The sequence below is a fragment of the Patulibacter minatonensis DSM 18081 genome (genome assembly GCF_000519325.1).
Taxonomy (GTDB): domain Bacteria; phylum Actinomycetota; class Thermoleophilia; order Solirubrobacterales; family Solirubrobacteraceae; genus Patulibacter; species Patulibacter minatonensis.
Genome location: NZ_KI912613.1, coordinates 5,092,032 through 5,118,849, shown reverse-complemented (window position 1 = coordinate 5,118,849; position 26,818 = coordinate 5,092,032). Strand labels below are relative to the sequence as shown.

Here is a 26,818-nt window from a genome sequence, read left to right as displayed (position 1 = left end):
GCGGGCGGACGCGGCACCCACCGGGCACCGGCCGGCCCCGTCCGCCCCGACGGTCCGGACCCGCCCGTGAGCGAGCTCGTCCTCGCCTCCGGATCCCCGCAGCGCCGGGCGATCCTCACCACCCTCGGCGTCGAGCACCGCGTCGTGGTCCCCGGCGTCGACGAGCTGACCGACGGCGACCCGGTCGCGGTCGCGGTGCAGAACGCCCTCCTGAAGGCCCGCGCGGTCGCGCGGGACCAGCCGGCCGGGACCCTGATCCTCGGCTCGGACACGGTGATCGTCGACCGCACGGCCGACGCGCCCCGGGCGGTTGGGAAGCCGGCCGACGCCGCCGAGGCCGCCACGATGCTGCGCCGGTGGTCCGGGGACGGCCACCACGTCGCCTCCTCGGCGGCCGTCGTCCGCGCGGGCGGCCCCGACGGGGCGGACGAGGTCCTCCTGGCCGACGCCGCCCTCACCCTCGTCCGCTTCCGGGCCCTGAGCGACGACGACGTCGCCTGGTACGTCGGCACGGGGGAGTGGGAGGGCCGCGCGGGCGGCTACGCGATCCAGCTCCGCGGCGCCCTGCTCGTCGACGGCATCGAGGGCGACTGGTGGACGGTCGTGGGCCTGCCGGTAGGCCTGATCGTCCGGGCGGTGCCGGGGCTGCTGCGGTCCTGAGCCCGGTCGCCGACCGGACTCCCGTGCTCCGACCGTGACGCCCCGCACGCTCCCCGTGCGACCACCCCGACCGTACCGGCGGTAGCCCCGATGCGAGCAGGCGATTCGCGCGGGCCTGCACGGCCGGATGCACCGGCGGGCGGACGGGGCCCCTCCGATAGACTCCGCCCTCGTTCCGCGGCGGTGGCGTGGCACGGCGTCCCCCCGACGAGTGCCCGACCCCCGAGACCTCGCGGAACCGGAACCTGCCTCGATGAGCATCTTCAGCTACCTGACCGGGATCGGCAGCCGCGACATGGCGGTCGACCTCGGCACCGCCAACACCCTGGTGTACGTCCGGGGCCGCGGGATCGTGCTCTCCGAGCCATCCGTGGTGGCGATCGACTCACGATCCGGCGAGGTCCACGCCGTTGGCATCGAGGCCAAGCGCATGCTCGGCCGCACGCCGGGCACCATCCAGGCGATCCGTCCGCTGAAGGACGGCGTCATCGCGGACTTCGACGTGACGGAGGAGATGCTCCGCCACTTCATCCAGAAGGCGCACCAGAACCGGTTCGCGCACCCGCGGGTCGTCGTCTGCGTGCCCTCGGGCGTCACCGGCGTCGAGAAGCGCGCGGTCGAGGAGGCCTCGATCTCCGCCGGCGCCCGTCAGGCCTACCTCATCGAGGAGCCCATGGCCGCCGCGATCGGTGCCGGGCTGCCCGTGGCCGAGCCGACCGGTTCGATGGTCGTCGACATCGGCGGCGGCACCAGCGAGGTCGCGGTGATCTCGCTCGGCGGCATCGTCGTCTCGCAGTCCGTCCGGGTCGGCGGCGACGAGTTCGACGAGGCGATCGTCGCCTACGCCAAGCGCGAGTACAAGCTGCTGATCGGCACCCAGATGGCCGAGGACGTGAAGCTCGAGGTCGGGTCCGCGTACCCGATGGTCGAGGAGGTCCAGACGGAGATCCGCGGTCGCGACATGGTCTCGGGCCTGCCGAAGACGGTCGTCATCACGTCCGAGGAGGTCCGTACGGCGCTCGAGGAGCCGCTGTCGACCATCATCGAGGCCGTGAAGGAGACGCTGGACCGCACGCCGCCCGAGCTCTCGTCCGACATCATGGACCGCGGGATCATGCTGGCGGGCGGCGGTTCGCTGCTCCGCGGCCTGGACGAGCGGCTCCGCGAGGAGACGCAGATGCCCGCACACCTGGCAGAGTCCCCGTTGACCTGCGTGGCCGTCGGCTCCGGCCGCTCGCTCGAGGAGTTCGAGGTCATCCACCGGATGAACCGCGGCCACTCGCGTCGCGGCGGGCGTCGCAACCGCTACTAGGAGCTAGGCTCCCCGCGCGCCGACTCCCCGGTCGTCCTCCCCGCGCACCCACCCTCCCACGTGATCGATCCCGCCGCCCGCCGCCGACGCCGCCTGATCCTGGCCGCCCTCGTGGCGGTCTGCCTCGTCCTCATCACCGCAGGCTTCGGAGCCGCGGGAGGGGCGTCCGGCGGACCGCTCGGCGCCCTGGGCGAGGGCGGCTCGAAGATCGCCAAGCCCGCACGGGACCTCGTCCACTGGGTCGGGGACACCGCCGACGCCAAGGGCGAGAACCAGGACCTGAAGAAGGACGCCGCGCAGCTGCGGGCCGAGAACGCCCGGCTGAACGGCGAGCTGCGGAAGTTCCCGAACATGCAGTGCCTGTCGAACATGGTCGACAGCCTCAAGCTGCAGCGCAACGACCCGCTCCCCGCGAACGTCATCGGCAAGAGCCCGACCGCCTGGGCGACCACGATCACGATCGACCAGGGCACCGCCCAGGGCGTGCAGGACCGCCAGGCCGTCGTCGGGGCCGCGGGCGAGGGCGCCGGGCTGGTCGGCTTCGTCAGCGGCGTCCGGCTGAACAACGCGACGGTCTCCCTGCTGCCCAGTCAGGACGTCGCCGTCGGCGCGTACCTCCCCGGGGTCAAGCCGGTCCTGACGGTGCGCGGCGCCGGGGCCGGGACGCTCTCGGACCTCGAGCTCGAGTTCGTGCCGTCCACGAGCACGATCAAGCAGAACGCGCTCGTGTACACGTCGGGGACGGTCGACGACACGAGCAAGTTCCCGTCCAACGCGCCGCCGTACCTCCCGATCGGGAGGATCACGAGCGTCAGCGACCGGCGCACCGACGAGCAGATCGGCCACATCAAGCCGCTCGTGGACCTCCAGACGCTCGAGGACGTCCAGGTGCTCCGTCGCGTCGTCAACGGGAACCGCGCGAGCGGCGCGCGGCCGACCGGCAGGGTCGCCTCGTGCCCGAGCACCGCGCAGCCGGACCGCGGCGGGCGGACGACCTCCGGGTCCGCGAACAGGCCGACGACGAGCACGGGCACCGCGGCGACCACCACCGGCTCCACCCCTGCGACGACCGGCGAGAACGGCGCGACCGGCGGCACCGGCACGACGACCCCGGGCGCCGGGACGACCGGGGCCGGGAGCACCGACACCGGCCAGACCGGCACCGACGGGGCGACGTCCGGTCGGACCACGACGTCCGGGGCTCCGTGAACCGGCCGCCGACCGTCCGTCGGTCCGGCCGCCGCCGGCGACGGCGGCCGCGGCTCCCCGACCACGCCGCGCTCGGGCCCAAGCCCGTCCTGCGGCTCGTGCTGCTCGGGTTCCTCGTCGCGATGCTCCAGCTGTCGTTCTTCGGGCGCGTCCAGTTCCTCGGCATGGGGATCGACCTCGGACTGCTCTCGGTCCTGATGGTCGCCCTGCTGGCCGGCCCGGTCAGCGGGATCGCGTACGGCTTCGGCGTCGGGCTCCTGATCGACCAGATCACCGGCCAGACCAGCGGCATCACGTCGCTCGTGTACGTCGTCGTCGCGTACGCCGCCGGACGCCTGGGGGAGATGCGCGACCCGGAGTCCAGCGTCGTCCCGGTGGTCATCGGCCTGTTCGGCACCGCCGCCGGGCTGCTCGTCTACAGCTTCGTCGAGCTGCTCCTGACCCAGGGCGTCACCGTGAACGTCCGGATGGTGTGGGTGATCGGGGGCACGTCGTTGATCGACGCCCTGATCGCGCTGCCCGTGCATAATCGGACCCGGGCCTGGCTCCTCCCGATGCTCCCCGAGGAGGCCCGCCGCAGACGACGCCGCCGCAACTACGGCCGCCGCTCGGCATCGTCCGACATCGACGTGCGCATCCGATGAGCTCCCTCGACCGCAGGACACCGACCCCGCAGCTCGCGCTCCGCGTGGCCGCCTTCGGCATCATCGCGTTCGGGGTCTTCGCGATCCTCTTCCTGCGGCTCTGGTTCCTCCAGATCCTGCAGGGCGACCAGTACCTGACCGAGGCCGCCAGCAACGGTGCGCGCGTCGTCCGCGTCGCGGCCCCGCGGGGCAACATCGTCGACCGCGACCGCAAGCCCCTGGTCGAGAACGACGCGTCGACGGTCGTGACGCTGCAGGCCGAGGCGATCCCGGAGGACGACCGCACCACGATCGCGAACTGGGGCCAGAAGCAGGGCGAGTACGACGTCGCGGTCGGCAACCTGTCCGACCAGCTCGTCGACGACAAGAAGCGGAACCACGACAACGCGCTGAGCGCGACGGCGAAGCGGCGGATCGCCCGGCAGACGCCCGCGCAGGCGGCGCGGCGGCTGACGCAGACCCGCCGGCGGGTGGCGCGCTACCGCAAGGCCGCGGACCGTCAGGCCGAGCGGACGCTCGCGGGCAGGCAGCCCGCGCAGCTGCGCGTCAGTCGCGACGCGTCGCCGCGGCTCCGCGCGCTCCTGACCCGGATGGCCCCGCTGCTCGGGTCGTCGACCCGCACCCTCTACGACCGCGTGGTCTCGAGCACCGTGAAGCTGCCCTACGGCGGGGTCGCGCTGAAGAGCCGGAAGGTCAGCGCCGGGCTGCGCAACTACCTGCTGGAGCGCCAGGCGGAGTTCCCGGGCATCACGGTGACGAAGGAGTACCTGCGGCGGTACCCGAACGGGTCGGTCGCCGCGCAGCTGTTCGGCAACGTCGGGCAGATCAGCGAGGACCAGCTCAAGGAGGCGAAGTACCGCGACCTGAAGGCCGGGCAGCTGATCGGTCAGAACGGCCTGGAGTTCGAGTACAACAGCTTCCTGCAGGGCAAGGACGGCGAGCAGACGGTCGAGGTCGACGCCCAGGGCCGCCCGACCGGGAAGGTCTCGGACGAGGCCCCGAAGCAGGGCAGCCGCCTGCAGCTCTCGATCGACACCGCGCTGGAGAAGACCGGCCAGTTCGGCATGTCCAAGGTCATCGGCCCCAAGTCCGGCGACTCGATCGACTCGAAGACGGGCTACCGCGCCGGCGGCGCCTACGTGGCGATGGACCCGCGCAACGGCGAGATCCTCGCGATGGGGTCCTACCCGACGGTCGACCTCAACACCGTCTACGGGCCGCTGTCGACGAAGAAGTACCGCCGCCTGGTCGGCAAGCGCGCCGGGGTGCCGCTGCTGAACCGGGCGATCCAGGGCCAGTACGCGACGGGTTCGACGTTCAAGCCGGTGACGGCGCTGGCGGGCCTCTCGACGGGCGTGATCACCCCGGAGACGCAGGGCCCGAGCGGCTCGTGCATCACGGTCGGCACGCTCAAGCAGGAGTTCTGCAACGCCGGCAAGGAGGACCTCGGCAGCTCGAACCTCGAGGGTGCGCTGCAGATCTCCTCGGACGTCTACTTCTACGAGATCGGTCAGCAGCTGTTCCGCCAGCAGAACAAGCCGCTGCAGACGTGGGCCCGCCTCTTCGGCTACGGCAAGGACACCGGGATCGACCTGCCGGGCGAGACGCCGGGGACCGTCCCGGACGCCGCGTGGCGGAAGAAGCAGAACGAGCGCGAGCTCCAGTGCCGCAAGGACGAGGGGAAGGCGTCCTGCGGCCTCGTCTTCGACCCGACGGGTCAGTTCCTGCTGGGCGACAACATCAACCTCTCCGTCGGCCAGGGCGACTTCCTCGCGACGCCGCTGCAGGTGGCCGTCGCATACGCCGGGCTCTACGACCCGCGCGGCCGGCCGACCCAGGACCTGCACTTCCCGACGCCGCAGCTCGGCATGCAGATCCAGAAGCAGGACGGCGAGCTGCTCCAGGCCTTCAAGCCGAAGCCGCGCCGCACGGTCCAGGTCGGCGACCCGACCTGGAAGCAGGACATCCTCAAGGGCCTCAACGCGGTGACCGCCACGCCCGACGGCACGGCGGCCGGGGTCTTCGCCGGCTGGGACCAGAACGCGTTCCCCGTCTACGGCAAGACCGGCACCGCGCAGCGCTGCAACGAGTCGTCCTGCCCGGACCAGGCGTGGTTCGCCGCGATGGTCCCCGATCCCGAGCGGCCGATCGTCGTCGTCGCGACCGTCGAGAACGGCGGCTTCGGCACCACGACCGCCGCCCCGGTCGTCTGCCGGATGCTGCGCACGTGGTACCAGCAGCCCAAATCGACGGCCCCGTGCGAGGCCGCCAGAAGCTCCGCGAACGCGACCGAGTGATGGCCACCGGACGCTCCGCCGGCCAGGTCGGCCTCCGCTCCCCGCAGCGCCGCAGGCGCACGCTCTCCGACATCGTCGACGTCGGCCTGCCGTTCGACCCCGTCCTCGCCTTCGCCGCGATCGCGCTGACGGCGTGCTCGTGCCTGGCGATCGCCGGCGCGACGACGGGCAACGCCTTCGTCGTCCGCCAGGTCGCCTACGGCATCGTCGGCCTGGGCGTCGCGGCCGTCGTCTCCCGCATCGACTACGCCCGCTGGCAGGCGATCCGCTGGCCGCTCTACGCCTTCATGATCGGGTCGATCCTGGCCGTCGCGTTCCTCGGCCAGAAGGTCAACGGCTCGACGCTGTCGATCAACCTCGGGTTCTTCAGCTTCCAGGCGTCCGAGCTCGGCAAGGTCCTCGTCGTCGTGGTCGCCGCGAGCTTCATCGTCGGACGCAGGACGGCGGTCCACTCCTGGACGACGACGTTCGGCGTGCTCGCGCTCGCGGGCGTCCCGGGGGCGCTGACCGCGGACTTCGGGACGTCGCTCGTCTACGGCGCCATCGCCCTCGCGGTGCTGCTGATCGGCGGCACGCCCGGCCGGCACCTGGCGATCATCGGGACGATCGCGACGATCGTGATCGTCGGTGCCCTCGGCGTGCTGCCCGCCGCCGGGGTCAACGTGCTGAAGGGCTACCAGGCGGACCGCATCACGGCCTTCCTGAGCCCGAACGCGAACCACCGGGTCGAGCCCGGCCAGACCGACCCGCGCTACCAGCTCAAGCAGGCCAAGGCCGCCATCGGCTCGGGCCAGAAGACGGGCCGCGGCGACGAGGCGACGCAGCAGACCCTCGGCTACCTGCCCGAGCAGCAGACCGACTTCATCTTCGCCTCCGCCGGCGAGCGGTACGGCTTCGTGGGCGCCGCAGCGATACTCTCGCTCTTCGCCTTGATCATGTGGAGAGGGCTCCGGATCCTCTCGACGGCCAGAGACTTCTACGGCGCGGTCCTCGCGGCGGGTATCTTGGCCATGCTGTTGTTCCAGGTCCTGGTCAACGCAGGGATGAACGTCGGCATCATGCCGATCACCGGCATCCCACTCCCACTTGTGAGCTACGGAGGGTCCTCCGTGCTGTCCACCTATCTCGCGATCGGCCTGCTGCAGGCGATCTACGCGCAGGGCAGGGCAGCTGCGAGACGCGGCCCGACCGTGGACAGAACCGATTGAAGGCAACCCCATGAGGAAACAGGTCCTCGTGAGCGTGGATCGCGGCGAAACCCGCGTGGCGCTCCTGGAGTCCACCGAAGCCGGTGACGCCCGCCCGTCCGGCCAGGCCGCCAAGGGCGCCGGCCAGCAGAACGGCGAGAGCGCGTCCGCCGGCGGTCGTCGGCGTCGCGGACGGGGCGGTCGCGGCCGGTCCGGGTCCCCGAAGGGCTACCGCGTCGCGGAGCTCTACTTCGAGCGCCGCTCGAACCGCTCGATCGTCGGCAACGTCTACAAGGGCCGCGTCGACAACGTCCTCCCCGGCCTCGAGGCCGCCTTCGTCGACATCGGGCTGGAGAAGAACGCCTTCCTCCACGTCGACGAGATCCGCCTGCCGGGCGTCAAGGTCCAGCGGCGCGGCCACGGGGGAGGGGGCGACCACGTCAAGATCTCCGACCTCATCAAGCCGGGCGACGAGCTCGTCGTGCAGGTCACGAAGGACCCGCTGAAGACGAAGGGCGCGCGGGTCACGATGGACCTGACGATCGCCGGGCGCTACCTCGTGTACGCGCCGAAGGGCGAGGGCGTCGGCGTCTCCAAGAAGGTCGACGACCAGGAGCGCAACCGGCTGCGCAAGGAGGTCAAGAACCTCGAGCTGAACGGCGGCGGCGCGATCGTCCGCACCGCCGCGCGCGGTGCGGTCCGCGAGGACTTCGAGCGCGAGCTGCCGTACCTCTTCAAGCTGCACGAGGTCCTCGAGCAGCGGGCGCAGGACACGACCGGTCCGTGCATGGTCTTCCAGGAGGCCGACCTCTCCGTCCGGGTCGTCCGCGACATCTTCTCCTCGGAGTTCGAGAAGGCGATCGTCGACGACCCGCAGCAGGTCCAGCGCCTGCAGTCGTTCTTCACGCGCACCGCGCCGGAGCTCGTCGACAAGGTCGAGCTGTGGCAGGAGTCGCAGCCGCTGTTCGAGTCCCACGACGTCGAGGAGGTCATCGACGGCCTGCTCGGCCGGCGCGTGGACCTGCCCTCCGGCGGCTACCTGATGATCGACTACGGCGAGGCCCTGACGGTCATCGACGTCAACTCCGGGTCGTTCACGGGCAAGGGCAAGCAGGCCCGGCTCGAGGACACGATCACCCGGACGAACCTCGAGGCCGCCGAGGCCGTCGTCAACGAGCTCCGCCTGCGCGACATCGGCGGCATCATCGTCATCGACTTCATCGACATGGCGCGCGCGAAGAACCAGCGCGACGTCCTGAAGACGCTGCGCGACAAGCTCGGCGACGACCGCACGAAGACCTTCACCGCCGAGATCTCGAAGCTCGGGCTCGTCGAGATGACGCGCCAGAACGTCACGGAGGGCGTGCGCGAGGTCATCACCCGCGCCTGCCCGACGTGCGACGGCGACGGCGTCATCAAGAGCGAGGAGACCCTGGCGATCGAGTTCGAGCGCCAGCTGCGCGAGCTCGCCTCCCGTGCCCCCGAGTCCTCGCAGGCGTTCCTCGTCCGGATGCACCCGGGCGTCGTCGCCGAGTTCACGGGCCAGAGCGCCAAGGTGCTCCACCAGCTCGAGGCCCAGACCGGCCGCTACTTCGTCTTCGAGGGCACCGAGCGCCTGCCGCTCGACGACTTCGAGGTCGTCATGGAGGGCTCGATCGACGACGTCCGCGAGCGTGCGATCCCCTTCCAGGAGGGCGAGGAGGTCCTCGTCCAGATCGTCGAGCCCCACATGTACAACGTGGACGACGCGGTCGCGAAGGTCGGCGGCTACGTCGTGTCCGTGACCAACGGGGGCCGCTTCGTCGGGGAGAAGAAGCTCGTCCGCATCGAGCGCGCCGGCCGCACGTCGGCCAGCGCCGTGCTGGTCGGGCCCGACGCGGTCCTGCCCGTCGACGCCGCCGCCGGCGCGCCCTCGGGCTCCGCCACCGGCGCGACGAACAAGCGCTCCTCGCGCCGGCGCCGTGGCGCCAAGGCCCGCGCGGCCGAGATCGACGCCGTCGCGGAGTCCGAGGACGAGCAGTCCGACGTGCCGCGCGACGAGCGCGCCGAGCCGGACGCCGCGTTCGACGAGGTCGGTGCCGACGACGACGCGCCCCTCGACCCGCAGGAGCTCGAGGACGCCGCCGACGAGGTCGTCGAGGCCGCCTCGGAGATCGTCGCGGCCGTCGACGAGGTCGGGACGACGACGTCGCAGGACGGGGGCGAGGACGAGGACGGGGAGCCGCGGAAGCCGCGTCGCCGGTCCCGCGGACGCGGACGTCGCGGCCGGGGAGGCGCGAAGGCCGCCGAGCAGGCGACCTCCGAGGAGAACACCCCGGACACGGCAGCCGACGCGGACGATCCCGATGACGTATCGTCTCCTGTCCGGCGCCGCACCAGAGGTGCGCGCCGCTCTGCCGCGTCCCCTGAGGACCTCGCCTCCGGTGAGACCGCAGAGCCCATCTCGTCCGAGTGAGCCGTAACCGCATGAGCAGCCTCTACGCAATCGTCAAGACCGGTGGCAAGCAGTACCGCGTCGAGCAGGGCCTCGAGCTCCTCGTCGAGAAGCTCGACGTCGAGGTCGGCGGCACCGTCACGCTCGAGCCCGTCCTGGTGCGCGGCGACGCGATCACCGTCGACCCGTCCGCGCTGAAGAGCGCCACGGTCGGCGCCACGATCGTCGAGCACGTCAAGGGCCCGAAGATCCGCATCTTCAAGTACAAGCCCAAGCGCGGCTACAAGCGCACCACGGGCCACCGCCAGCCGCTCACCAAGATCCGCATCGACTCGATCTCGGCGTAACGCCGACCTCGAAGGAGCACCAGAACTCATGGCACACAAGAAGGGCCTCGGCTCCTCCCGCAACGGCCGCGACTCGAACTCCCAGCGCCTCGGCGTCAAGGTGTTCGGCGGCCAGTCCGTCACCGGTGGCGAGATCATCGTCCGCCAGCGCGGCACCGTCTTCCGCCCCGGCGTCGGCGTCGGCATCGGCAAGGACGACACGCTCTACGCGAAGGCCGTCGGCACCGTCGCGTTCACGCGCGGCTGGCGCGGCCGAACCGTCTCGGTCGTCCCGAACGCGGCCCCCGAGGCCGTCGCCGCCGACTGAGCGACCAGACCTCGCAGGACCCGCCGCGCACGTCGCGGTCGGGGCAGGACCGACGACCCGCCACCGGCGGGTCGTCGTCGTTCCAGGCGCGCGGGCCGGGCGGCGCGAAGCTCACGGGCGGCCCCGGCGGCCGACGACCTCGCGCCCGCGGCGGCCGACGCCTCCGACGGCCGACCGCGCCGCGCCGGGCGAGGCCTCGGACCGGGTTCCGCGGCTCAGGCCTCCTCGCGGCGGACCCACTCGCTGACGGCGATGCTCGACGCGGCGGCCGCACCGGCCATCGCCACCGTGCCGATCACGCCGGAGCGAGGGAGTGCCTTCGCCGCGGCCAGCGTGGCGAGGAGGTCGGTGATGTCGCCGAACGAGCTCGTACGGGCCCAGCGGTAGCCGCGCTGTGGATCGGTCGCGGTGTGCACCAGCGCCATCCCGATCAGGGCGTCACGGATGCCGACCGCGCGGATCGCCACGCCGGCCTCGGGCGTCGTGCCGCCCGCACCGAGCCACGATTGCCCGACCTTCTCGGGCACCGCGATCATCGCGATCCCGAAGACGATGCGTCCGGCCCCGAGGAAGCGGATGGCGTTGGCGGGTGAGATCAGGCTCATGGGCGGCACGCTACCCGCACGGGGCGGCCCCACGCCAGGGGTTCGGGGCACCGGCGACGCCGTCCGGTGCGGACCGACTCCGGGCCGGGCGAGGCGTCCGCGCCCCGGTGGGAGGGCGGTGCGCCGGTGGCCTGCCCGTCCCCGCCGGCCGGCCGGGCGGTCCGCACGCCGGGTGGCCTGCCGGTCTGCTGTCGGCCCGGCGGTCCGCCGGGCCTCGTTGGACGTGCGGTCCCGTCACCCGGCCCGTCGGTCAGCCGTCCTGCGCCGTCGGCCGGATCAGGATGTCGTTGACGTCCACCCGCGCCGGCTGCGAGAGCGCCCAGACGACCGCGTTCGCGACGTCCTCCGGGTGCAGCGCCTCCAGCTCGGGCTTCGTGTCGAAGAACGGGGTGTCGACCATGCCGGGCGCGACGAGGGTGACTCGCGCCCCGGTGCCGTTCAGCTCCTGACGCAACGACTCGGCCATCGCCCCGACCGCGAACTTCGTCGACGAGTAGAGGCTGCCCGGCAGCGGGCGACGGCCGGCGACGGACCCGGTGATGACGAAGTGCCCCTTCGACGCGGTCAGCGGGTCGATCGTCGCGCGGATCGTCAGCGCCGCGCCCAGGACGTTCGTGAGCACCATGTCGCGCCACTGCTCCGGCGACTCCTCCCGGAAGCCCCGCTTCGCCCCGAACCCGGCGTTCGCGAACACGGCGTCGAGCCCGCCGAAGCGTTCCTGCGTGGCGACGACGGCCTGCTCGAGCTCGGCGAACTCGGTCACGTCGCACGTCGTCGCCAGCGCGTGCTCCGCACCGATCTCCTCCACCAGCGCGTCGAGCTTGTCCCTCGACCGTGCGGCCAGTGCCACGTTCCAGCCGGCCGCGACGGCGGTACGCGCGGTCGCAGCGCCGATGCCCGTGGACGCGCCGGTGATCAGGAGGGTCTTGCGGTCGCTCATGGGGCGAGTCTGGCAAAGGGGGCGGGGTGGGTCGGTGGGAGCGGGCGCGGGACGTGTCGGACCGGTGACGGGACCGCACCGGAACCGTGTCCCCCCGGTGTGGGGCGGCGGGCGCGGGCACGATGGGCGGATGGGCCGCGTCTCCGCGATCGAGCTCCAGGCGACCGGTGACCGGGACCTGAAGACTCCCGGCCTCGTCGCGCGATTCGTCGTGCCGCGTGCCGGCGTCACGGTCCCTTCGGATCTGCGTGGCGATCACGCGATCGCGTTCCTCGCTGCCGCGCAGCACGGGGTCGTCGCGACCTGGCAGCTCGAGGCCTGCGGGGTCAGCCGATCAGTGGTCCGGAGCCGCCTCGCGAGCGGTTGGATGACCCGGATGCTCGTCGGGGTGTACGCCACGGGCCACGTGCCGCCGACGTTCCAGACCCGAGCCATGGCCGCCGTGCTCGCGGCCGGCCCCGGGGCCTTCGTGAGCCATGCGAGTGCCGCGCTGCTTCTCGACATCCTGCCGACGCCCCGAAGTCCGGGCACTGCTTTCGCGGTCGCGAGGCCGTACGGGGCTGCCGATCGTGGCGCGCGTGATCGGTGCGGGCAGCGTCTTCGCCCGTTCCGAGGCAGAGCGCCTGCTGCTGGAGCTGCTCCGCCGTGCGGGACTGCCCCAGCCGCGCATGAATACGCGCGTCGGGGGGTTCGAGGTCGACGGGCTCTGGGACGCCGAGCGCACCGTCGTGGAGTTCGACAGCTTCACCTTCCACGGCGACCGGATCGCCGTTCGTCGCGACCGCCGCAAGAGCGCCCGCCTCCAGGCCCAGGGATACGACGTCGTTCCGGTGATCTGGGAGGACCTCACGGAGCACCCCGAGGTGGTGGTCGGGGTGATCGCGTCCGTGCTGGCCGTGGCCCGCGAGCGGCCTCGGGGCGGACCGCGTCGCTGACGGTGTGGCCGGCGTCGTCGGCGACGTCGACCCCAAGCGGACCCGCGGCGTCGGAACTCCAGCCCGTCCGGGAGGGTCGCCTACGACCACCAGGTGCCAAGCCCCCGGATCGCGGCGGGACCGTGGCACCTGGTGGTCGCTGCACGACCGCGAAGTGCCAAGGTCAGACGATTCCGGGGGGCTTGGCACATCGCGGTCCCCGGCGCATCTCGCGGCCCGACGGTGTCCCGATTCGCGAAGGCTCCCGAGCGGCCCGCAGCACCCTGCCACTCGACGGGCGTCCCGCCTCGAGCGGCTGCACCGCAGCACACCCCGGCTCACGACCTCGCGCCACCCGCGCCCCGTGCCGGTCGCCTGCCGGTTGACGGCACCGCATCGATCCGCGCCCGCACCCCGCCGCCCGACCCCCACCTGCGACCATCCCTCGGTGCTCTCCGACTCCGCGCACATCTTCGTCCAGGGCGGCAACGGTGGTGACGGGTGCATGTCGTTCCGGCGCGAGGCCCACGTGCCGATGGGCGGGCCCGACGGCGGAGACGGGGGACGGGGCTCGAACGTGGAGTTCCTCTGCGACGACTCGTACCGGGACCTGCAGTCGTTCGGCCGGCGGGTCCACTACAAGGGGCCGCGCGGCCGGCACGGCGAGGGCGCGCTGAAGAAGGGGCACGACGGCGAGGACCTCGTCGTCAAGGTCCCGCCGGGCACGCAGGTCACCGGCCTCGACGGGACGGTCCACGACCTCGTCCTGCCCGGCCAGCGCGTCGTCATCGCCCGCGGCGGGTCGGGGGGCCGGGGCAACGCCCGGTTCGCCAGCGCCACGCGTCAGGCCCCGCGGTTCGCCGAGAAGGGCCTCCCGGGCGACGAGGGATGGATCGACCTGAAGCTGAAGCTGCTGGCGGACGTCGGGCTGATCGGCATGCCCAACGCCGGCAAGTCGTCGCTGATCACCCGCGCCACCCGCGCCCGCCCGAAGGTCGCGAACTACCCGTTCACGACGCTCGAGCCGAACCTCGGCACCATCGACGGCGAGCGCCGCCAGCTGATCCTCGCGGACATCCCGGGGCTGATCGAGGGCGCGAGCGAGGGCAAGGGCCTGGGGCACGAGTTCCTGGCGCACGTCGAGCGGTGCCGCATGCTCGTGCACGTCGTCGACCTCCTGCCGTTCGACGGCACAGACCCCGTGCAGAACCACGCGACGATCGAGGCCGAGATCGCGGCGTACGACCCGCGGCTGGCGAGCCTCCCGCGGGTCCTCGTCCTCAACAAGGCGGACCTCCTGACCCCCGAGGCCGCCGACGAGGCGGCCCGCGAGTGGCGGACCCGGCTGGACGGTCCCGACGCCTCCGTCCTCGAGGAGTGGGAGGAGCCGCCCGTCCCGGACGTGCCGATCGTCGTCACCTCGGCCGCCACCGGGCAGGGCGTCGACGCCCTCCGCGCGCTGCTGCTGCGCACCGTCCCCGAGCGCCCCGCGTTCGGCCCGGACGCGCCGGACCTCTCGGACGTGCCGCTCGCCGACCACAAGGTGTACCGCCCCCGCGTGGAGCGCGACTGGGCCGTCGAGCGGACGGTGGACGGCTACCGCGTCTTCGGCGCCGGCATCATGAGGCTCCTCTCGCGGCACGACCTCGAGAACGAGGAGGCCCTCGAGTACGTCGAGACCCGCCTCCGGAAGATGGGCGTCATCGAGGCGCTGCAGGAGCAGGGCTTCGAGCCAGGCGACGACGTCGAGATCGCCGGCGTCCTGTTCGAGTTCGACCCCGACGCGTAGCCGCCCGCAGGCCGCGGCGCGTCCCGACGCCGCGGAGGGCTGCGGGTGGTGCGCCGCAGGCCGCGATGCTGCGACCAGCCGGCCGGCTCAGGTCGGGCGGCGCGGCATGTGGCCGTCGACCGTCGTCGGCGCGCCGAGCAGACGGGAGAGTCGGACCGCCGCCGCGGCCACCGACGCGAGGACGTCGTCGAGGTGCGGCTCCATCAGGCGGCGCTCGCCGCTGACGTTGATCGCCGCCACGCGGTCGCCGCGGAAGTCGTGGACGGGCGCGGAGACGCCGACCGCGCCCTCCTCGTGCTCCTCGCGGACGATCGCGGTGCCGTCGGCCCGGACGTCGGCGAGCACGGCCATGAGCTCCTCGACGCTCTGCACCCGGCTGCGCGGCGCCGTCCCGGAGAGCTCGGCCGCCCGGTAGCGGTCCCGGAGCGCCGCCGGGGGGAGCCCGGCCAGCAGCACGCGGCCCGCGCTGGTGGCGTGGGCCGGAGCGGTCTCGCCCTCCCACGCGCCCCAGGCCGTCGCCCGGACCGGCGGGGACTCCGAACGGAGCGTGAGGACGTCGATGCCGTGCAGCGTGCACAGGTGGACCGTCTCGTCGAGCTCGCCCGCCAGGTGGCGGAGGACGTCGGGCGCGACCGACATCAGCCGGCGCTGCGCGGTCGCCGCCGCCAGCGCGTAGAGCTCCAGGCCGAGCTGGTACCGGCCGGTCGACGGGTCGCGCTCGACCAGACCGGTCTCCACGAGCGCGCGGAGGCTGCGGGAGACCTGACTCTTGTCGCGGCCGATCGCGGTGGCCAGGCGGACGACCCCGAGACCCTCGCCGGTGCTGTCGGCCGCGAGACCGCGCAGCAGGTCGAGGTCCTTCGTCAACCGCATCGCTCGCGATCGCGACGCGCCTCGAGCGTCCCCCGGGGAACGATCGGACGGTGCTACCTCCTGCGTGCCGCCCGGACGAGCGGGTTCGTCTGTCACTTCGTCTCCGAGGCCGTGGTGGCTTGCGGCTGGGTCGTGGGTGTGCTTCCGTCGGCGCGTGGCTCGCGTCGGGTCACGGTTCGCAACCAGAAACCTCGCACAGAGGCATCGAGGCGATCGTACCGTGGCGGTATGACGAGCACCGACCCCACCCAGAGCGAGTCATCAGCGGCGCGCAAGGGCGCCGATGCGCCGAGATTCTGCGGCGCTGCGCGCGCACTACCGGGAGGGTAGATTGGCCCGATGTTCGTCGCGAGTGTCGCAGGACTCAGCTCGGAGGACGTGACCGTCCTCTTGACTCTCGCACAACTCGTCGTCGTCGTCGTCAGCCTTTGGTATTTGGGTTCACAGGTGCGTGGGGAACGAGTCGCAGCGGGGTTCGCGGCCTATTCACACGTCAACGATTCCTACATGGAACACCTGTGGCGAGCAGTCGAGGATCCGTCGCTCGATTGCATCTGGGATCCGTGGCACGACGATCGGGTGTCGGTCTTGAACGTCGCTCAGCGAGGCCAACACTGGGGGGCATGGAGGACCATGACCGTCGATGAGCGGCGCTGCTACCGATACACGCGGGCGGCGATCGAGATCTTCGAGCAGGCGTGGGAGGTCAAACGTCGGAACATGATCGGGGATGACACGTGGGCCAAATGGCACGCGTGGCTGACGACGTGGTGCAACAGTCGCTACTTCGAGATCGTGCTCGAGGATATTCGGCCTCGGTTGATCAAGGAGTTCGCCGAGGAAGTGGATCTGGCGAGATCTGAGCGCGACGCTTCGTCGTGAGGGCCCATCGCCCGTCCGTCTCGAACTCGGTAGGGCATCCACCTCGGTAGGACGACGGTGTTCAGGCGCATCGACCAGAGGGAGCAGGGAGCGATGGTCCCGTTCCGTGGGCGTCGTCGTCTCGAGGGCACCTCAGCCCGGAGGGCTCGCTCGGTGCGCGTGAGGGCTCCGGAAACTTGCTGCGATCCAACTGCCGGTCAGGACGAGGCCGAGTCCGACGATCGTCGTTCCACGCAAGGGGTCGCCGGCCAAGGAGACGCCGAGTGCCACCGACGCTACGGGCGCGAGGTACATCGACAGGGCGGCTCGTTGGGAGCCGATACGGCGAATCAGTCCGTAGTAGAACACCCACCCGAGTGCTGTGCCGAGCAAACCAAGCTCGATAACGGCTAGGGTTGGGCCCAGACTTGGAGCATGTGTTGGCAGGTTGATGACGGCGAGGGGTGCCAGGACGACAGCGCTCACTGCACTTCCATATGCCGCGAGGCCCAGAGGCGGGGTTGTTTGCAGTCGCCGTTGAACGATTCGGCCTCCCGCTGCATACCCACAGCTCGCCAACAGGAGGAGGAGGCCTCCGCCGATCGCGTCGCGTCCTTGCAGGTCGACGCCGAAGATCAGCACGATGCCGACCATTCCGACCAGCACGCCGACGATCGAAGCAGGTCCCGGGCGATCTGCATCGTGCAATGCGAGTGCCGCGATTGCCGCAAGCACCGGAGTCGTCGAGACCAGGATACCGGCGAGGGACGGCGACACCGTTCGCTGACCAAGCCCGATCAAGAGCGTCGGAGCGGTGACCATGACGATGGAGGCGACGACGACCCATGCGACCGACGTCCTGTCCACGTGGAGCGCGCCACTCCGGAGGGCGATGGGCACGAGTACGAGAGTTCCGAGGAGTTGACGGCCGAATGCCACGACGGCGGGTGAATAGTCATCCAGTGCGACGTCGATGAACAGGTAGGAGGACCCCCACACGCACGCAAGCACGATGAGGGGGATGACAGCCGGGCCTCGCACACCCCGAGCGTACTCGGCCGAGGTCGAACTCGGTCGCGAGCGAGAAAGCAGCGCCGCCGCCCGATTGGGGTGGAACCGCCACGAGTATCGCTTCCCAGAGCACTACCCTCCACGGTCGATGTCCCTGACCGTCATCAAGCTCGGTTCGAGCGTCGTCGTCGACGACCACGGCCTGCTCCGGACCGATCTGCTCGCCGCGCTGTGCGCGACCGTGGCCGGGCGTCACGCGGAGGGCGAGCGGTTCGTCCTCGTGTCCAGCGGGGCGATCGCCCGCGGGATCCAGCAGCTGGGGCTCCCGAGCCGGCCGACGGCCATCGACGCGCTGCAGGCCGCCAGCGCAGTGGGGCAGGGGCGCCTGTTCCGCTCGTGGGACGACCTCTTCGCCGCTGAGGGCCTGATCGCCGCGCAGGTGCTCCTGACGCTCTACGACCTCGGCGACCGCGAGGCGTTCGTCAACGCCCGCCGGACCCTGGCGAAGCTCGTCGACATGGGCACCGTGCCGATCATCAACGAGAACGACACGACGACGACCGAGGAGATCTCGTTCGGCGACAACGACCTGCTCGCCGCGCAGGTCGCGATGATGCAGGGCGCCGACCGGCTCGTGCTGCTGACGTCGACCGACGGCCTGTTCTCCGCCGACCCGCGGACCGACCCCTCCGCCCGGCTCGTGCGCGAGATCCACGACGTCGAGGCCGCGCTGACCGAGAACGACGTCGGCACCACGACCTCGTCGCTGGGCACCGGCGGGATGCGCTCGAAGGCCCTGGCGGCCGACATGGCGGCGGCCGCGGGGATCCCAACCGTCGTCGCGTCCGGACTGCGCCCCGAGGCCCTGGCGCGCGTCCTGGCGGGCGAGGACGAGGGCACGCGGTTCGTCGCCGGCGAGGCCCGCTGGTCGAGCTTCAAGCTCTGGCTCCGCTACGCGAAGCCCGCCCGCGGCACCATCGAGGTCGACGACGGGGCGCGCCGCGCGCTGTCGCGGGACGACACGTCGCTCCTGCCCGTCGGCGTGGTCGGGGTCACGGGCGACTTCAAGGTCGGCGACGCCGTCGACGTCCGTCACGGCGACGAGCTCGTCGCGAAGGGCATCTCCGGCTACGCGTCGGGCGCCCTGCGCCGCGTCATGGGCGAGCGGACCGAGCAGGTCCGCGAGGTCTTTCCCCGGGCCCCCGCCGAGGCGGTCCACCGGGACCGGCTCGTCGTCCTGTAGGCGGGCGACCCGTCAGACCAGTCCGGCGTCGTGCGCCAAGAGCGCGATCTGGACGCGGTTGTTCAGGTCGAGCTTCTGGAGGACGCTCGAGACGTGCGCCTTCACCGTCGCCACGCTCATGTGGAGCTCGGCGCCGATCTCGGCGTTCGAGCCGCCACGGCCGAGGGCGACCGCGACCTCGCGCTCCCGGTCGGTGAGCTCGGTCAGGCGCTCCTCGGCCCGGCCGCGCCGGTCGTCGCGGGCCGGGTCGGCCACGTGGTCGATCAGCCGGCGCGTGACCGCGGGGGAGAGCATCGCCTCGCCGGTCGCGACCAGGCGGACCGCCCGAGCGATGTCGGCCGGCGGGGTGTCCTTCAGGAGGAACCCGGCCGCGCCGGCGCGCAGGGCCCGCAGGACCTGGTCGTCGGCGTTCAGGGTCGTCAGGACCACGACCTGCGGCGGGTCGCCGCCGGGCGCGGGTCGGGAGCGCAGCCGTTCGGTGGCGGTGAGGCCGTCGACCCGCGGCATGCGGATGTCCATCAGGACGACGTCGGGACGGAGGTCGTCGACCGCCCGCGGCACCCCGTCGCCGTCGTCGACCTCGCCGACGACGCGCACGCCCTCTGCACCGTCGAGCATCATCTTCAGCGCGGAGCGGACCAGCGCGTCGTCGTCGACGAGCAGGACCTTGACGGGACCGCTCACGCGGGCCACGGCAGCCACGCGCGGAGCAGGAACCCGCCGCCGGGGGCGGGGCCGGCCTCGAGCCGGCCGTCGGCGAGCTCGACGCGCTCGCGCAGCCCGACGAGGCCCGTCCCCGCGCCGGGGATCCCGGACGCCGGCCCGGCGGCGCCGACGGCGGCGGGCGTCGCGACCTCGACCGTGAGCCCGTCGCCCGGCGATCCGCCGCACCGCACCCGGACGACCGCGCCCCACGCGTGCTTGCGCGCGTTGGTCAGGCCCTCCTGGACGACCCGGTAGGCCGTCCGCCCGGTCGCGGCCGGGATCGCGGCGCTGTCGGCGTCGAGCTGCTCGTCGATCCGCACCCCGGCCTCGCGCGACTCGCGCAGCAGCGACGGGAGGTCCCGGAGCCCCGGCTGGGGGCGCATCTCCTCGGCCCCCGGGACCGGCGCCCCGTCCTCGCCCGTGGAGTCGCCGTCGCGGAGGACCCCGATGACCTGGCGGAGGTCCTCGAGCGCGTCGTGGGCGCTCGCGCGGATCACGCCGGCGGCACGGGCGACCTCCTCCGGCGACGCGTCGGGGCGGAACTCGAGTGCGCCCGCGTGGAGGCTGACGAGGGAGATCCGGTGCGCGAGGACGTCGTGCATCTCCCGCGCGATCCGGGCGCGCTCCTGGGTCCGGGCCTGCGAGACGCGCAGCTGCTGCTCGCCCTCGGCGCGGGAGGCGCGCTCGCGCAGCGACGCCACCAGCTGCCTCCGGGCGCGGACGACCATGCCCCACGCGAGCACGAACGCGAGGAGGACGTGGACGAAGAGGACGAGCCACCAGAACGACAGCGTGTCGTCGGGCCAGATCGCGGCGTAGAGGAAGATCGTCGGGGACTGGACGACCGCGATCGCGGCGACGTACCGGGCGTCCCGGTGGACGGCGAGCGTGAACAGCGCGATCAGCCCGGCGCCGCCGGAGGAGAGCGAGAACGCGCTCAGCAGCGTCCCGAGCACCGCGAGGCCCATCGGCCACCGCCGGCGGAACCAGAGGCCGACGGTGAGGACGGCGCCGGCGATCAGGTCGAGCGCCGCGACGGGGTCGTGGAGCGGCGAGCCGTACTGCCCGAGGTATCCGAGCGCGCCGACGCCGATCGCGATCACGAAGCACAGCACGTCGACGGCCCAGTCCCGCGTGGTGCGCGGACCGACCGGGGGCGCGGCACCGCGGTCGGCGCCGAGCAGCACCGACGGGAGCAGCGTCCTGATGGCGCGCACGGGCGCGGAGCTCGCCGTCGGACGTCCCATGGCGCAAGCGTACGCGCAGGGTCGGGACGGGACCACCGACGAAGGACGATGCCGCCCCGCCGAAGGTCGGGGGTCACGACCGCCCGCCGGCCGATGCCGTCCGGGAGTCCCGGCGCCAGTGTGGATCGCATGATCGACATCGAAGGCCTGACCAAGCGCTACGGCGCCCACACCGCGGTGCAGGACGTGTCGTTCCGCTGCGAGCCCGGGACGGTCACCGGCTTCCTCGGCCCCAACGGCGCCGGCAAGTCCACGACCATGCGGATGCTCTGCGGACTGACGTCCCCGAGCGCCGGCCGCTCGAGCGTCCTCGGCGTGCCGTTCCGCGAGCTGCCGAACCCCGGCCGCGAGGTCGGCGTGCTGCTCGACGCCTCGGCCCAGCACGCCGGGCGGACCGGCCGCGAGATCCTGACGGTCTCCGCCCGCGTCCTCGGCGTCGGCGACGACCGCGTCGAGGAGCTCCTCGAGCTCGTGCAGCTGTCCGGCGACCGCGCGCGGCGCCGGGCGGGGGACTACTCGCTCGGCATGCGCCAGCGCCTCGGCATCGCCCACGCGCTGCTCGGCGACCCTCGCGTCCTGGTCCTCGACGAGCCGGCCAACGGCCTGGACCCCGAGGGGATCCACTGGATGCGCGGTCTGCTCCGCGACTTCGCGGACCGCGGCGGGACGGTGCTCCTGTCCTCGCACCTCCTGCACGAGATCGAGGCGGTCGCCGACCACCTCGTGGTGATCGCCGGGGGCCGGATCGTCGCCGACGACTCCCTCTCGGCGCTCCTCGCGGGGGCGGGCGTCGTCGTCCGCGCCACGGACACCGCGGCGCTGCGCCGCGCGCTCGCCGCGGCGGAGCTGCCGTCGGTCACGACGACGGACGGCGCCCAGCGCGTCGAGGGCGAGGCCGAGGCCGTCGGCCGCGTCGCCGCCGAGCACGGCCTCGTGCTGACCGAGCTGCGGCCCGCCGACCGGGCCGGGCTCGAGGACCTGTTCCTGTCCCTCACCACGACCCCGGCCGAGCGCCGGGAGGAGATCGCCGCATGAGCACCGCCACCGCACCCGCCACCGCCGTCCGCGGGCTCCGCGGCTCGGCCCCCTCCGCGCCGGCCCTCGCCCGCGTGGAGCTCCGGAAGATGGTCGACACCCGCGCCGGCCGCTGGCTCCTGATCGCCGCGGCGCTGATCGCGGTCGCCGCGGCGCTCGCGCGGATGCTGACCGGGGACGTCCAGGACCGCACGTTCCTCGACGCCTTCCAGATCACCCTGCTGCCGTTCGGGGTCCTGCTGCCCGTGATCGGCATCCTCGCCGCGACCGGAGAGTGGTCCCAGCGGACGGCGCTGTCGACGTTCGCGCTCGTCCCGCGCCGCGACCGCGTGATCGCCGCGAAGGGCCTCGCGGTGCTCGTCCTCGGGCTCGCCGGGTTGGTGATCGCCGTGCTCGCCGCCGGCGCGGCGACGGCCGTCGGCTCGCTCACCGCGGACCTGCCCGACCCGTGGACCACGAGCGGCGGGGCGTTCGCGCAGGCCGTCCTGTTCCAGGAGCTCAGCGTGCTGTGGGGGCTCGGCTTCGGGCTCGTGCTGTTCGCGCCGGCCGTCGCGATCGTCGCGTTCTTCGTGCTGCCGACGATCTTCACGCTGCTCGGCCAGCTCGCGAGCGGGCTCGAGGATCCCCTGAGGTGGGTGGACCCGAACCTCGCGCTGTCCCCGCTCGCGGACGGGAACGCCTCCGGCACCGAGTGGGCCCGGGTCGCGACCGCGAGCGCGCTCTGGATCGCGATCCCGATCGCGGTGGGCGTCTGGCGGACGATGCGGCGCGAGGTGAAGTGACCGCCGCCCCGCGCCCCGACGGTCCGGCCGCAGTGGCCCGGCCCGGCCCCGGCGACGTCGCCGGGGCCGGGCCGTCCGTCGTCCGGGGCGGCCGCGTGGCGCGTCAGTGGCAGTAGCTCGCGGGGTTCGTCCAGTCCTCCGACGCGTAGACGAAGGTCGACTCCTTGCGGGTCCCGAACGCCGGGATCCGCACCTGGTAGTCGGTCACGCCGCCGCACTCGTCGCCGTCGCCGCCGTAGGCGATCTTCAGGCCCTTGGCGACGGCCTCCGCGTTCTCCGGTCCGGCGACGCCGAGCGCGAAGATCCGGTCGACGTGGAACGGGACCGCGCCCGGCATGCCCTCGCCGTAGAGCGTCGTGGCCTCCGTGTCGACCTTCCGCACCGCGGACGCGATCACGCCGCGGGACGTCACCCAGGACGTCGCCCGGCTGTCGGTGATCAGGTTCAGCACCCGGTCGTCGGAGGCCGGCGTCGCCGCGTCGGTCGCGGGGGCGGCACGCAGCGTCTTCAGCCAGGTCGCCCCCGTCCGGACGTCCTTCGTCGTGATGGCGTCGACGAGCCCGTGCTCGTCGGACTGGCTCGTCGTCGTCCACGCGACGGTGCCCTCGCCGACGGCGACCTTCGTCGCCGTGCTCCAGGGACCGAGCGTCCGCACGTAGCGGCGCTGGCCGGGCTTGCGGGTGCACGCCTTCATCGTCGTGCCCTCGCGCCAGACGCGGAGGTTCGGGCCGGTCGCCTTGGCGATCGTCTTGCCGGCGGTCGGGCAGGGGGTGTGCTTCGCGGCCGCGGCGACACCGGTGCCGGGGCCGGCGAGCAGCGCGGCGCCGAGGGCGGCGGTGAGGAGCGGGGCGGCGCGGCGGGTGGTGCGTGTGCGGGGCATGGTCGTCCGATGTGCGAGGGGAAGGGGTGGGATACGGGGATGCTCGTCCCTGGATGACGGTGTGAACACGTCGTCCGTCACGTTCGGAGCGGTGCGTCCGCCGCACGGCGGTCCCACGTCGGTCCCACCCCGGGACGCACGACGGCCCCGCGCGTGCGGGGCCGTCGTCGTGGTCCGCGTCGGACCCTGCCTCCGACGGTCCGTCGGAGGCAGGAGGCGCGGGGTCCGTCCCGGGGGTCAGGCGTTGCAGCCCTCGTGGTCGATCGCCGTCGGCTGCGACCCGTAGGTGAGGTGGGTGGCCGCGGAGGTCCCGAACGCCGGCACGTTCACCTCGTAGGTCTGCACGCCGCCGCAGTCGTCGCTCTCCCCGCCGTAGCTCAGGCTGAGGCCCTTCGCGACGCCGGCGGCACCGGCGACGCCGGCGTCGCCGAGGAAGATCTGGCGGCCGACGCGGAACGGCAGGCTCGGGACGTCGAGGAACTCGTCGTTCGGGTCGAGCTTCCGCGCCCCGAGGTTGACGACGCCGCGCGAGGTCACCCACGCCACGCCGCTGTGGTTCAGCACGAGCTTCAGGACGCGGTCGTCGGTGGTCGGCGCGGACGTGTCGGGGACGATCGCGGTGTGCGTCGTCGAGAACCAGCGCTTGCCGGCCTTCACGTCGTAGACGTCGATCGCGTCGACGACCCCGTGCTCGTCGGACTGGCTCGTCGTCGTGTACGCGACGCTCCCCTCGTCGACGACGACCTTCGTGCCGGACGTCCAGACGCCGAGGGTGCGGACGTACCGCTTCTGCCCGGGGCTCCGGGAGCAGGCCTTCAGCGTCGTGCCCTCGCGCCAGACCCGGACGTTCGGCCCGTAGCCCTTCGCCACGGTCTTGCCGACGGTCGGGCACGGGGTGTGCTTGGCCTTGGCGGACGCCGATCCGACGGCGGGGCCGGCGAGCAGCACGGCGCCGACGGTCGCGGCGATCGGGAGGGCACGGGAGAGCGGGCGGCGGAGGAGCGTGGTGCGCGGCATGGTCGTTTCCGGTGGATGGGACGAGGTGTCGGGGACCACTCTGCCGCCCCGGGCGCGTCCTGAACACCTCGGATGTCACGTTCGGGACGGCGCGTGCGTCACGACCGCGTACGCTTGAGGGCATGGCCAGCACCGCCGTGGAGGTCCCCACCGTCGTCGACGTCTGCCGTCGTGCCCGCGCCGCCGGCCGCCGGCTCGCGGCGCTCGACACCGCCACGAAGGACGCCGCGCTCGACGCGATCGCCACCGCGATCAGCGCCCGCGCACCGGAGATCCTCGCCGCGAACGCCCTGGACCTCGAGGCCGGCGCCGAGGCCGGTCTGCCGACGGCCCTGATGGACCGCCTGAAGCTCACCGACGCCCGCCTGGAGGGCATGGTCCGCGGCGTCCGCGACGTCGCCGTGCTGCGCGACCCCGTCGGCGAGACGATCGATGGCTACCGGCTGCCCAACGGGCTGGACGTCCAGCGCCAGCGGATCCCGCTCGGCGTCGTCGCGGTGGTCTACGAGGCCCGCCCGAACGTGACGATCGACGCGCTCGCCCTGGCGCTGAAGAGCGGCAACGCGATCGTCCTGCGCGGGTCGTCGAGCGCGACGCACTCCAACCGGATCCTCGCGACCGTGGCCTCCGACGCCGCGATCGCGGCGGGCATCCCCGACGGGGCGATCGGCCTCGTCTCCGGCGGCGGGCGCGAGGAGCTCGCGGAGCTCGCGACCCAGGACCGCTACGTCGACCTGATCGTCCCGCGCGGGGGAGAGGGCCTGAAGAACGCGCTGAAGGGCGTCGCGACGGTCCCCGTGATCTTCGCCGCCGCCGGCATCGGCCACGTCTACGTCGACGCGTCCGCCGACCTCGAGCAGGCGCTCTCGATCGTCGAGAACTCGAAGGTCCAGCGCCCGAGCGCGTGCAACGCCGCCGAGACCGTGCTCGTCCACCGCGAGGTCGCCGACGACTTCCTCCCGTCGCTCGCCGGGCTGCTCGGGACCCGCGGCGTGCAGCTGCGCGCCGACGAGGGCAGCCTGCCGCTCGTCTCCGGCCACGGCGCCGACGTCGTCCCCGCGACGGACGAGGACTGGGACACCGAGCACCTCGCGCTGATCCTCGGCGTGCGGCTCGTCGACGACGTGTTCCAGGCGATCGAGCACATCGAGGACCACGGCTCGGGCCACAGCGACGCGATCGTCTCCACCGACGCCGGCGCGATCCGGGCCTTCGAGCGCGGCGTGAACTCGGCCGCGGTGTACGTCAACGCGTCGACCCGCTTCACCGACGGCGCCGAGTTCGGCATGGGCGCCGAGATCGGGATCTCCACGCAGAAGCTCCACGCGCGCGGGCCGATCGGCCTCCGCGAGCTGACGACCTACCGCTACCTCGTGCGTGGCGACGGCCACGTCCGGCCGTAGCCCGACCCGCCCCGTGGCCCCGCGGATCGGCCTCCTCGGCGGCACGTTCAACCCGCCGCACCTCGGGCACCTGGTCCTCGCGGAGTGCGCACGCGACGAACTGGGGCTCGACGAGGTCCGGCTCGTCCTCGCCGCCCGCCCGCCGCACAAGGACGTCGAGGACGACCCGGGGGCAGAGGAGCGCCTCGCCCTCTGCCGGGCCGCGGTGGAAGGCGACGAGGGACGGCTGGCGGTCTCCGACGTCGAGCTCCGCCGCGAGGGCCCGTCCTACACCGCCGACACGCTCGAGGGGCTGACCGCCGAGCACCCGGACGCGGAGTTCGTCCTGCTCCTGGGCGGGGACGCGGCCGCGGGGCTCGAGTCCTGGAGCCGGCCCCGCGACGTCCTGCGCTTCGCCGCGATCGGCGTCGCGGAGCGCGGGGAGGACACCCACGAGCGCGCGCGGGAGACCGTCACCCGCCTGGGACACCCCGACCGCCTCCTGCCGTTCCGGATGCCGTCGCTGCAGCTCTCCTCGACCGAGATCCGGGCCCGCGTGCGGTCCGGGCGCACGGTCCGGCACCTGGTCCCGCCGGGGGTCGAGGCGCGCATCGACCGTCTGGGGCTCTACCGTGGGAGGTCGACCGCATGAGCAAACGCACCTACATCTCCCAGAACGCGTCGCCCGACGTCGACGACGTCGTCCTGCCTCCCGACCCGGAGCTCGAGGGCCTGGTGCGCCGCATCGCGACCGCCGCGGGCGACCGCAAGGCGCTCGACGTCGTCGCGGTCGACCTCCGCGGGGCGTCGGCCTACACCGACGCCTTCGTCATCTGCACGGGCCGCACGGACCGCCAGGCCAAGGCGATCCACGACTCCATCCACGAGGGCCTGAAGCACGACGGCGAGCGCCTGCTGCCCAAGCGCACCGAGGGCGTGCAGGAGGCCCGCTGGATCCTGCTGGACTACGGCGACGTCGTCGTCCACATCTTCGTGCCGGAGACCCGGGCCTTCTACCGCCTCGAGAGCCTCTGGGGCGACCGCCCGCGGTTCGACGTCTCGGACGTCGCGGGCGAGACGTCGGTCGGCGGGGACGGCCCCGGCGACGACGACGAAGCGCTCTACGTCGACTGAGCC

The 26,818-nt window shown here is 72.9% G+C and carries 27 protein-coding genes; 18 read left to right on the top strand and 9 right to left on the bottom strand.

Features of this window, described 5'->3' with window-relative positions; all coding sequences use genetic code 11:
* The first annotated feature begins 66 nt into the window (after nucleotides 1–66).
* The 9 genes from PATMI_RS0124075 (at nucleotide 67) to rpmA (ending at nucleotide 10,397) form a co-directional block, all read left to right on the top strand.
* Nucleotides 67–660 carry a Maf family protein gene (locus PATMI_RS0124075; protein ID WP_026912755.1) on the top strand — a complete coding sequence of 198 codons (594 nt, stop codon included), beginning with the start codon at nucleotides 67–69 and terminating at the stop codon, nucleotides 658–660.
* A gap of 271 nt (nucleotides 661–931) precedes the next feature.
* Entirely contained in the window at nucleotides 932–1,972 is a 1,041-nt protein-coding gene (locus tag PATMI_RS32955; RefSeq protein ID WP_051472446.1) for a rod shape-determining protein MreB, read from the top strand.
* Nucleotides 1,973–2,032: 60 nt separating this feature from the next.
* Nucleotides 2,033–3,181: a rod shape-determining protein MreC gene (gene mreC, locus PATMI_RS0124065; protein WP_026912754.1), complete on the top strand. Its 1,149-nt coding sequence runs from the start codon at nucleotides 2,033–2,035 to the stop codon at nucleotides 3,179–3,181.
* A complete protein-coding gene (gene mreD / locus PATMI_RS35425) occupies nucleotides 3,178–3,825 on the top strand; it encodes a rod shape-determining protein MreD (RefSeq protein WP_026912753.1) in 648 nt (215 codons plus the stop codon). Before mreC ends, mreD begins: the two co-directional genes overlap by 4 nt.
* On the top strand, nucleotides 3,822–6,122 hold the full coding sequence (locus tag PATMI_RS0124055; RefSeq protein WP_026912752.1) for a penicillin-binding transpeptidase domain-containing protein: 2,301 nt from the start codon (nucleotides 3,822–3,824) through the stop codon (nucleotides 6,120–6,122). Before mreD ends, PATMI_RS0124055 begins: the two co-directional genes overlap by 4 nt.
* The gene (locus tag PATMI_RS0124050; RefSeq protein WP_026912751.1) at nucleotides 6,122–7,330 is read left to right on the top strand and encodes an FtsW/RodA/SpoVE family cell cycle protein; all 1,209 of its coding nucleotides are present in this window, start codon (nucleotides 6,122–6,124) and stop codon (nucleotides 7,328–7,330) included. Before PATMI_RS0124055 ends, PATMI_RS0124050 begins: the two co-directional genes overlap by 1 nt.
* 28 nt (nucleotides 7,331–7,358) lie before the next feature.
* Complete coding sequence (locus PATMI_RS0124045) at nucleotides 7,359–9,764, top strand: Rne/Rng family ribonuclease (RefSeq protein WP_245604264.1); 2,406 nt, start codon at nucleotides 7,359–7,361, stop codon at nucleotides 9,762–9,764.
* An 11-nt stretch (nucleotides 9,765–9,775) separates the two neighbouring features.
* The gene (gene rplU, locus PATMI_RS0124040; protein ID WP_036726351.1) at nucleotides 9,776–10,090 is read left to right on the top strand and encodes a 50S ribosomal protein L21; all 315 of its coding nucleotides are present in this window, start codon (nucleotides 9,776–9,778) and stop codon (nucleotides 10,088–10,090) included.
* A 28-nt stretch (nucleotides 10,091–10,118) separates the two neighbouring features.
* The gene (gene rpmA, locus PATMI_RS0124035; RefSeq protein WP_026912748.1) at nucleotides 10,119–10,397 is read left to right on the top strand and encodes a 50S ribosomal protein L27; all 279 of its coding nucleotides are present in this window, start codon (nucleotides 10,119–10,121) and stop codon (nucleotides 10,395–10,397) included.
* A gap of 215 nt (nucleotides 10,398–10,612) precedes the next feature.
* On the opposite strand, the gene PATMI_RS0124030 is transcribed toward rpmA, so the two are convergent.
* The 3 genes from PATMI_RS0124030 to PATMI_RS0124020 all read right to left on the bottom strand — a co-directional run bounded on the left by PATMI_RS0124030 (nucleotide 10,613) and on the right by PATMI_RS0124020 (nucleotide 12,377).
* Nucleotides 10,613–11,002 (bottom strand): hypothetical protein, encoded by a 390-nt coding sequence (locus PATMI_RS0124030; RefSeq protein ID WP_026912747.1) that lies wholly within the window; start codon nucleotides 11,000–11,002, stop codon nucleotides 10,613–10,615.
* 250 nt (nucleotides 11,003–11,252) lie between these two features.
* Entirely contained in the window at nucleotides 11,253–11,942 is a 690-nt protein-coding gene (locus PATMI_RS0124025; protein ID WP_026912746.1) for an SDR family oxidoreductase, read from the bottom strand.
* Nucleotides 11,943–12,197: 255 nt separating this feature from the next.
* The gene (locus tag PATMI_RS0124020) at nucleotides 12,198–12,377 is read right to left on the bottom strand and encodes a hypothetical protein (RefSeq protein WP_026912745.1); all 180 of its coding nucleotides are present in this window, start codon (nucleotides 12,375–12,377) and stop codon (nucleotides 12,198–12,200) included.
* 143 nt (nucleotides 12,378–12,520) lie between these two features.
* Between PATMI_RS0124020 and PATMI_RS32945 the strand changes: the two genes are divergently transcribed.
* Both PATMI_RS32945 and obgE read left to right on the top strand, forming a co-directional pair.
* Nucleotides 12,521–12,877, top strand: a complete 357-nt coding sequence (locus PATMI_RS32945) for a DUF559 domain-containing protein (RefSeq protein WP_051472233.1) — start codon at nucleotides 12,521–12,523, stop codon at nucleotides 12,875–12,877.
* A 427-nt stretch (nucleotides 12,878–13,304) separates the two neighbouring features.
* Complete coding sequence (gene obgE, locus PATMI_RS0124010; RefSeq protein WP_026912744.1) at nucleotides 13,305–14,645, top strand: GTPase ObgE; 1,341 nt, start codon at nucleotides 13,305–13,307, stop codon at nucleotides 14,643–14,645.
* A gap of 87 nt (nucleotides 14,646–14,732) precedes the next feature.
* On the opposite strand, the gene PATMI_RS32940 is transcribed toward obgE, so the two are convergent.
* The gene (locus tag PATMI_RS32940; RefSeq protein ID WP_051472232.1) at nucleotides 14,733–15,518 is read right to left on the bottom strand and encodes an IclR family transcriptional regulator; all 786 of its coding nucleotides are present in this window, start codon (nucleotides 15,516–15,518) and stop codon (nucleotides 14,733–14,735) included.
* A 339-nt stretch (nucleotides 15,519–15,857) separates the two neighbouring features.
* Between PATMI_RS32940 and PATMI_RS0124000 the strand changes: the two genes are divergently transcribed.
* Nucleotides 15,858–16,400, top strand: coding sequence for a hypothetical protein (locus tag PATMI_RS0124000; protein ID WP_026912743.1), 543 nt, complete (start codon nucleotides 15,858–15,860; stop codon nucleotides 16,398–16,400).
* A gap of 132 nt (nucleotides 16,401–16,532) precedes the next feature.
* On the opposite strand, the gene PATMI_RS0123995 is transcribed toward PATMI_RS0124000, so the two are convergent.
* Nucleotides 16,533–17,390, bottom strand: a complete 858-nt coding sequence (locus PATMI_RS0123995; protein WP_483825109.1) for a DMT family transporter — start codon at nucleotides 17,388–17,390, stop codon at nucleotides 16,533–16,535.
* Between the two features lie 148 nt (nucleotides 17,391–17,538).
* Here PATMI_RS0123995 and proB point away from each other — a divergent pair, with 148 nt between their 5' ends.
* Nucleotides 17,539–18,633 (top strand): glutamate 5-kinase, encoded by a 1,095-nt coding sequence (gene proB / locus PATMI_RS0123990; protein ID WP_026912741.1) that lies wholly within the window; start codon nucleotides 17,539–17,541, stop codon nucleotides 18,631–18,633.
* A gap of 12 nt (nucleotides 18,634–18,645) precedes the next feature.
* Here the strand turns inward: proB and PATMI_RS0123985 are convergent, their stop codons facing one another.
* Together PATMI_RS0123985 and PATMI_RS0123980 are read right to left on the bottom strand one after the other, a co-directional pair.
* On the bottom strand, nucleotides 18,646–19,254 hold the full coding sequence (locus PATMI_RS0123985; protein ID WP_051472445.1) for a response regulator: 609 nt from the start codon (nucleotides 19,252–19,254) through the stop codon (nucleotides 18,646–18,648).
* 59 nt (nucleotides 19,255–19,313) lie between these two features.
* Nucleotides 19,314–20,585, bottom strand: coding sequence for a sensor histidine kinase (locus tag PATMI_RS0123980; RefSeq protein ID WP_051472231.1), 1,272 nt, complete (start codon nucleotides 20,583–20,585; stop codon nucleotides 19,314–19,316).
* 129 nt (nucleotides 20,586–20,714) lie between these two features.
* Here PATMI_RS0123980 and PATMI_RS0123975 point away from each other — a divergent pair, with 129 nt between their 5' ends.
* Together PATMI_RS0123975 and PATMI_RS0123970 are read left to right on the top strand one after the other, a co-directional pair.
* A complete protein-coding gene (locus PATMI_RS0123975) occupies nucleotides 20,715–21,620 on the top strand; it encodes an ABC transporter ATP-binding protein (RefSeq protein ID WP_026912738.1) in 906 nt (301 codons plus the stop codon).
* Nucleotides 21,617–22,402: an ABC transporter permease gene (locus PATMI_RS0123970; RefSeq protein WP_026912737.1), complete on the top strand. Its 786-nt coding sequence runs from the start codon at nucleotides 21,617–21,619 to the stop codon at nucleotides 22,400–22,402. The genes PATMI_RS0123975 and PATMI_RS0123970 overlap by 4 nt, the downstream gene beginning before the upstream one ends.
* 103 nt (nucleotides 22,403–22,505) lie before the next feature.
* On the opposite strand, the gene PATMI_RS0123965 is transcribed toward PATMI_RS0123970, so the two are convergent.
* Nucleotides 22,506–23,282 (bottom strand): hypothetical protein, encoded by a 777-nt coding sequence (locus PATMI_RS0123965; protein ID WP_026912736.1) that lies wholly within the window; start codon nucleotides 23,280–23,282, stop codon nucleotides 22,506–22,508.
* Nucleotides 23,283–23,519: 237 nt separating this feature from the next.
* Nucleotides 23,520–24,299: a hypothetical protein gene (locus PATMI_RS0123960; protein WP_026912735.1), complete on the bottom strand. Its 780-nt coding sequence runs from the start codon at nucleotides 24,297–24,299 to the stop codon at nucleotides 23,520–23,522.
* 122 nt (nucleotides 24,300–24,421) lie between these two features.
* On the opposite strand from PATMI_RS0123960, the gene PATMI_RS0123955 reads away from it, so the two are divergent.
* From PATMI_RS0123955 to rsfS, 3 genes are read left to right on the top strand one after another with little or no spacing between them, the layout of a single operon-like run.
* Complete coding sequence (locus PATMI_RS0123955) at nucleotides 24,422–25,702, top strand: glutamate-5-semialdehyde dehydrogenase (RefSeq protein ID WP_051472230.1); 1,281 nt, start codon at nucleotides 24,422–24,424, stop codon at nucleotides 25,700–25,702.
* Nucleotides 25,703–25,715: 13 nt separating this feature from the next.
* Nucleotides 25,716–26,333, top strand: a complete 618-nt coding sequence (gene nadD / locus PATMI_RS0123950; RefSeq protein WP_026912733.1) for a nicotinate (nicotinamide) nucleotide adenylyltransferase — start codon at nucleotides 25,716–25,718, stop codon at nucleotides 26,331–26,333.
* Entirely contained in the window at nucleotides 26,330–26,815 is a 486-nt protein-coding gene (gene rsfS / locus PATMI_RS0123945; protein WP_084270216.1) for a ribosome silencing factor, read from the top strand. The genes nadD and rsfS overlap by 4 nt, the downstream gene beginning before the upstream one ends.
* Nucleotides 26,816–26,818: the final 3 nt, after the last annotated feature.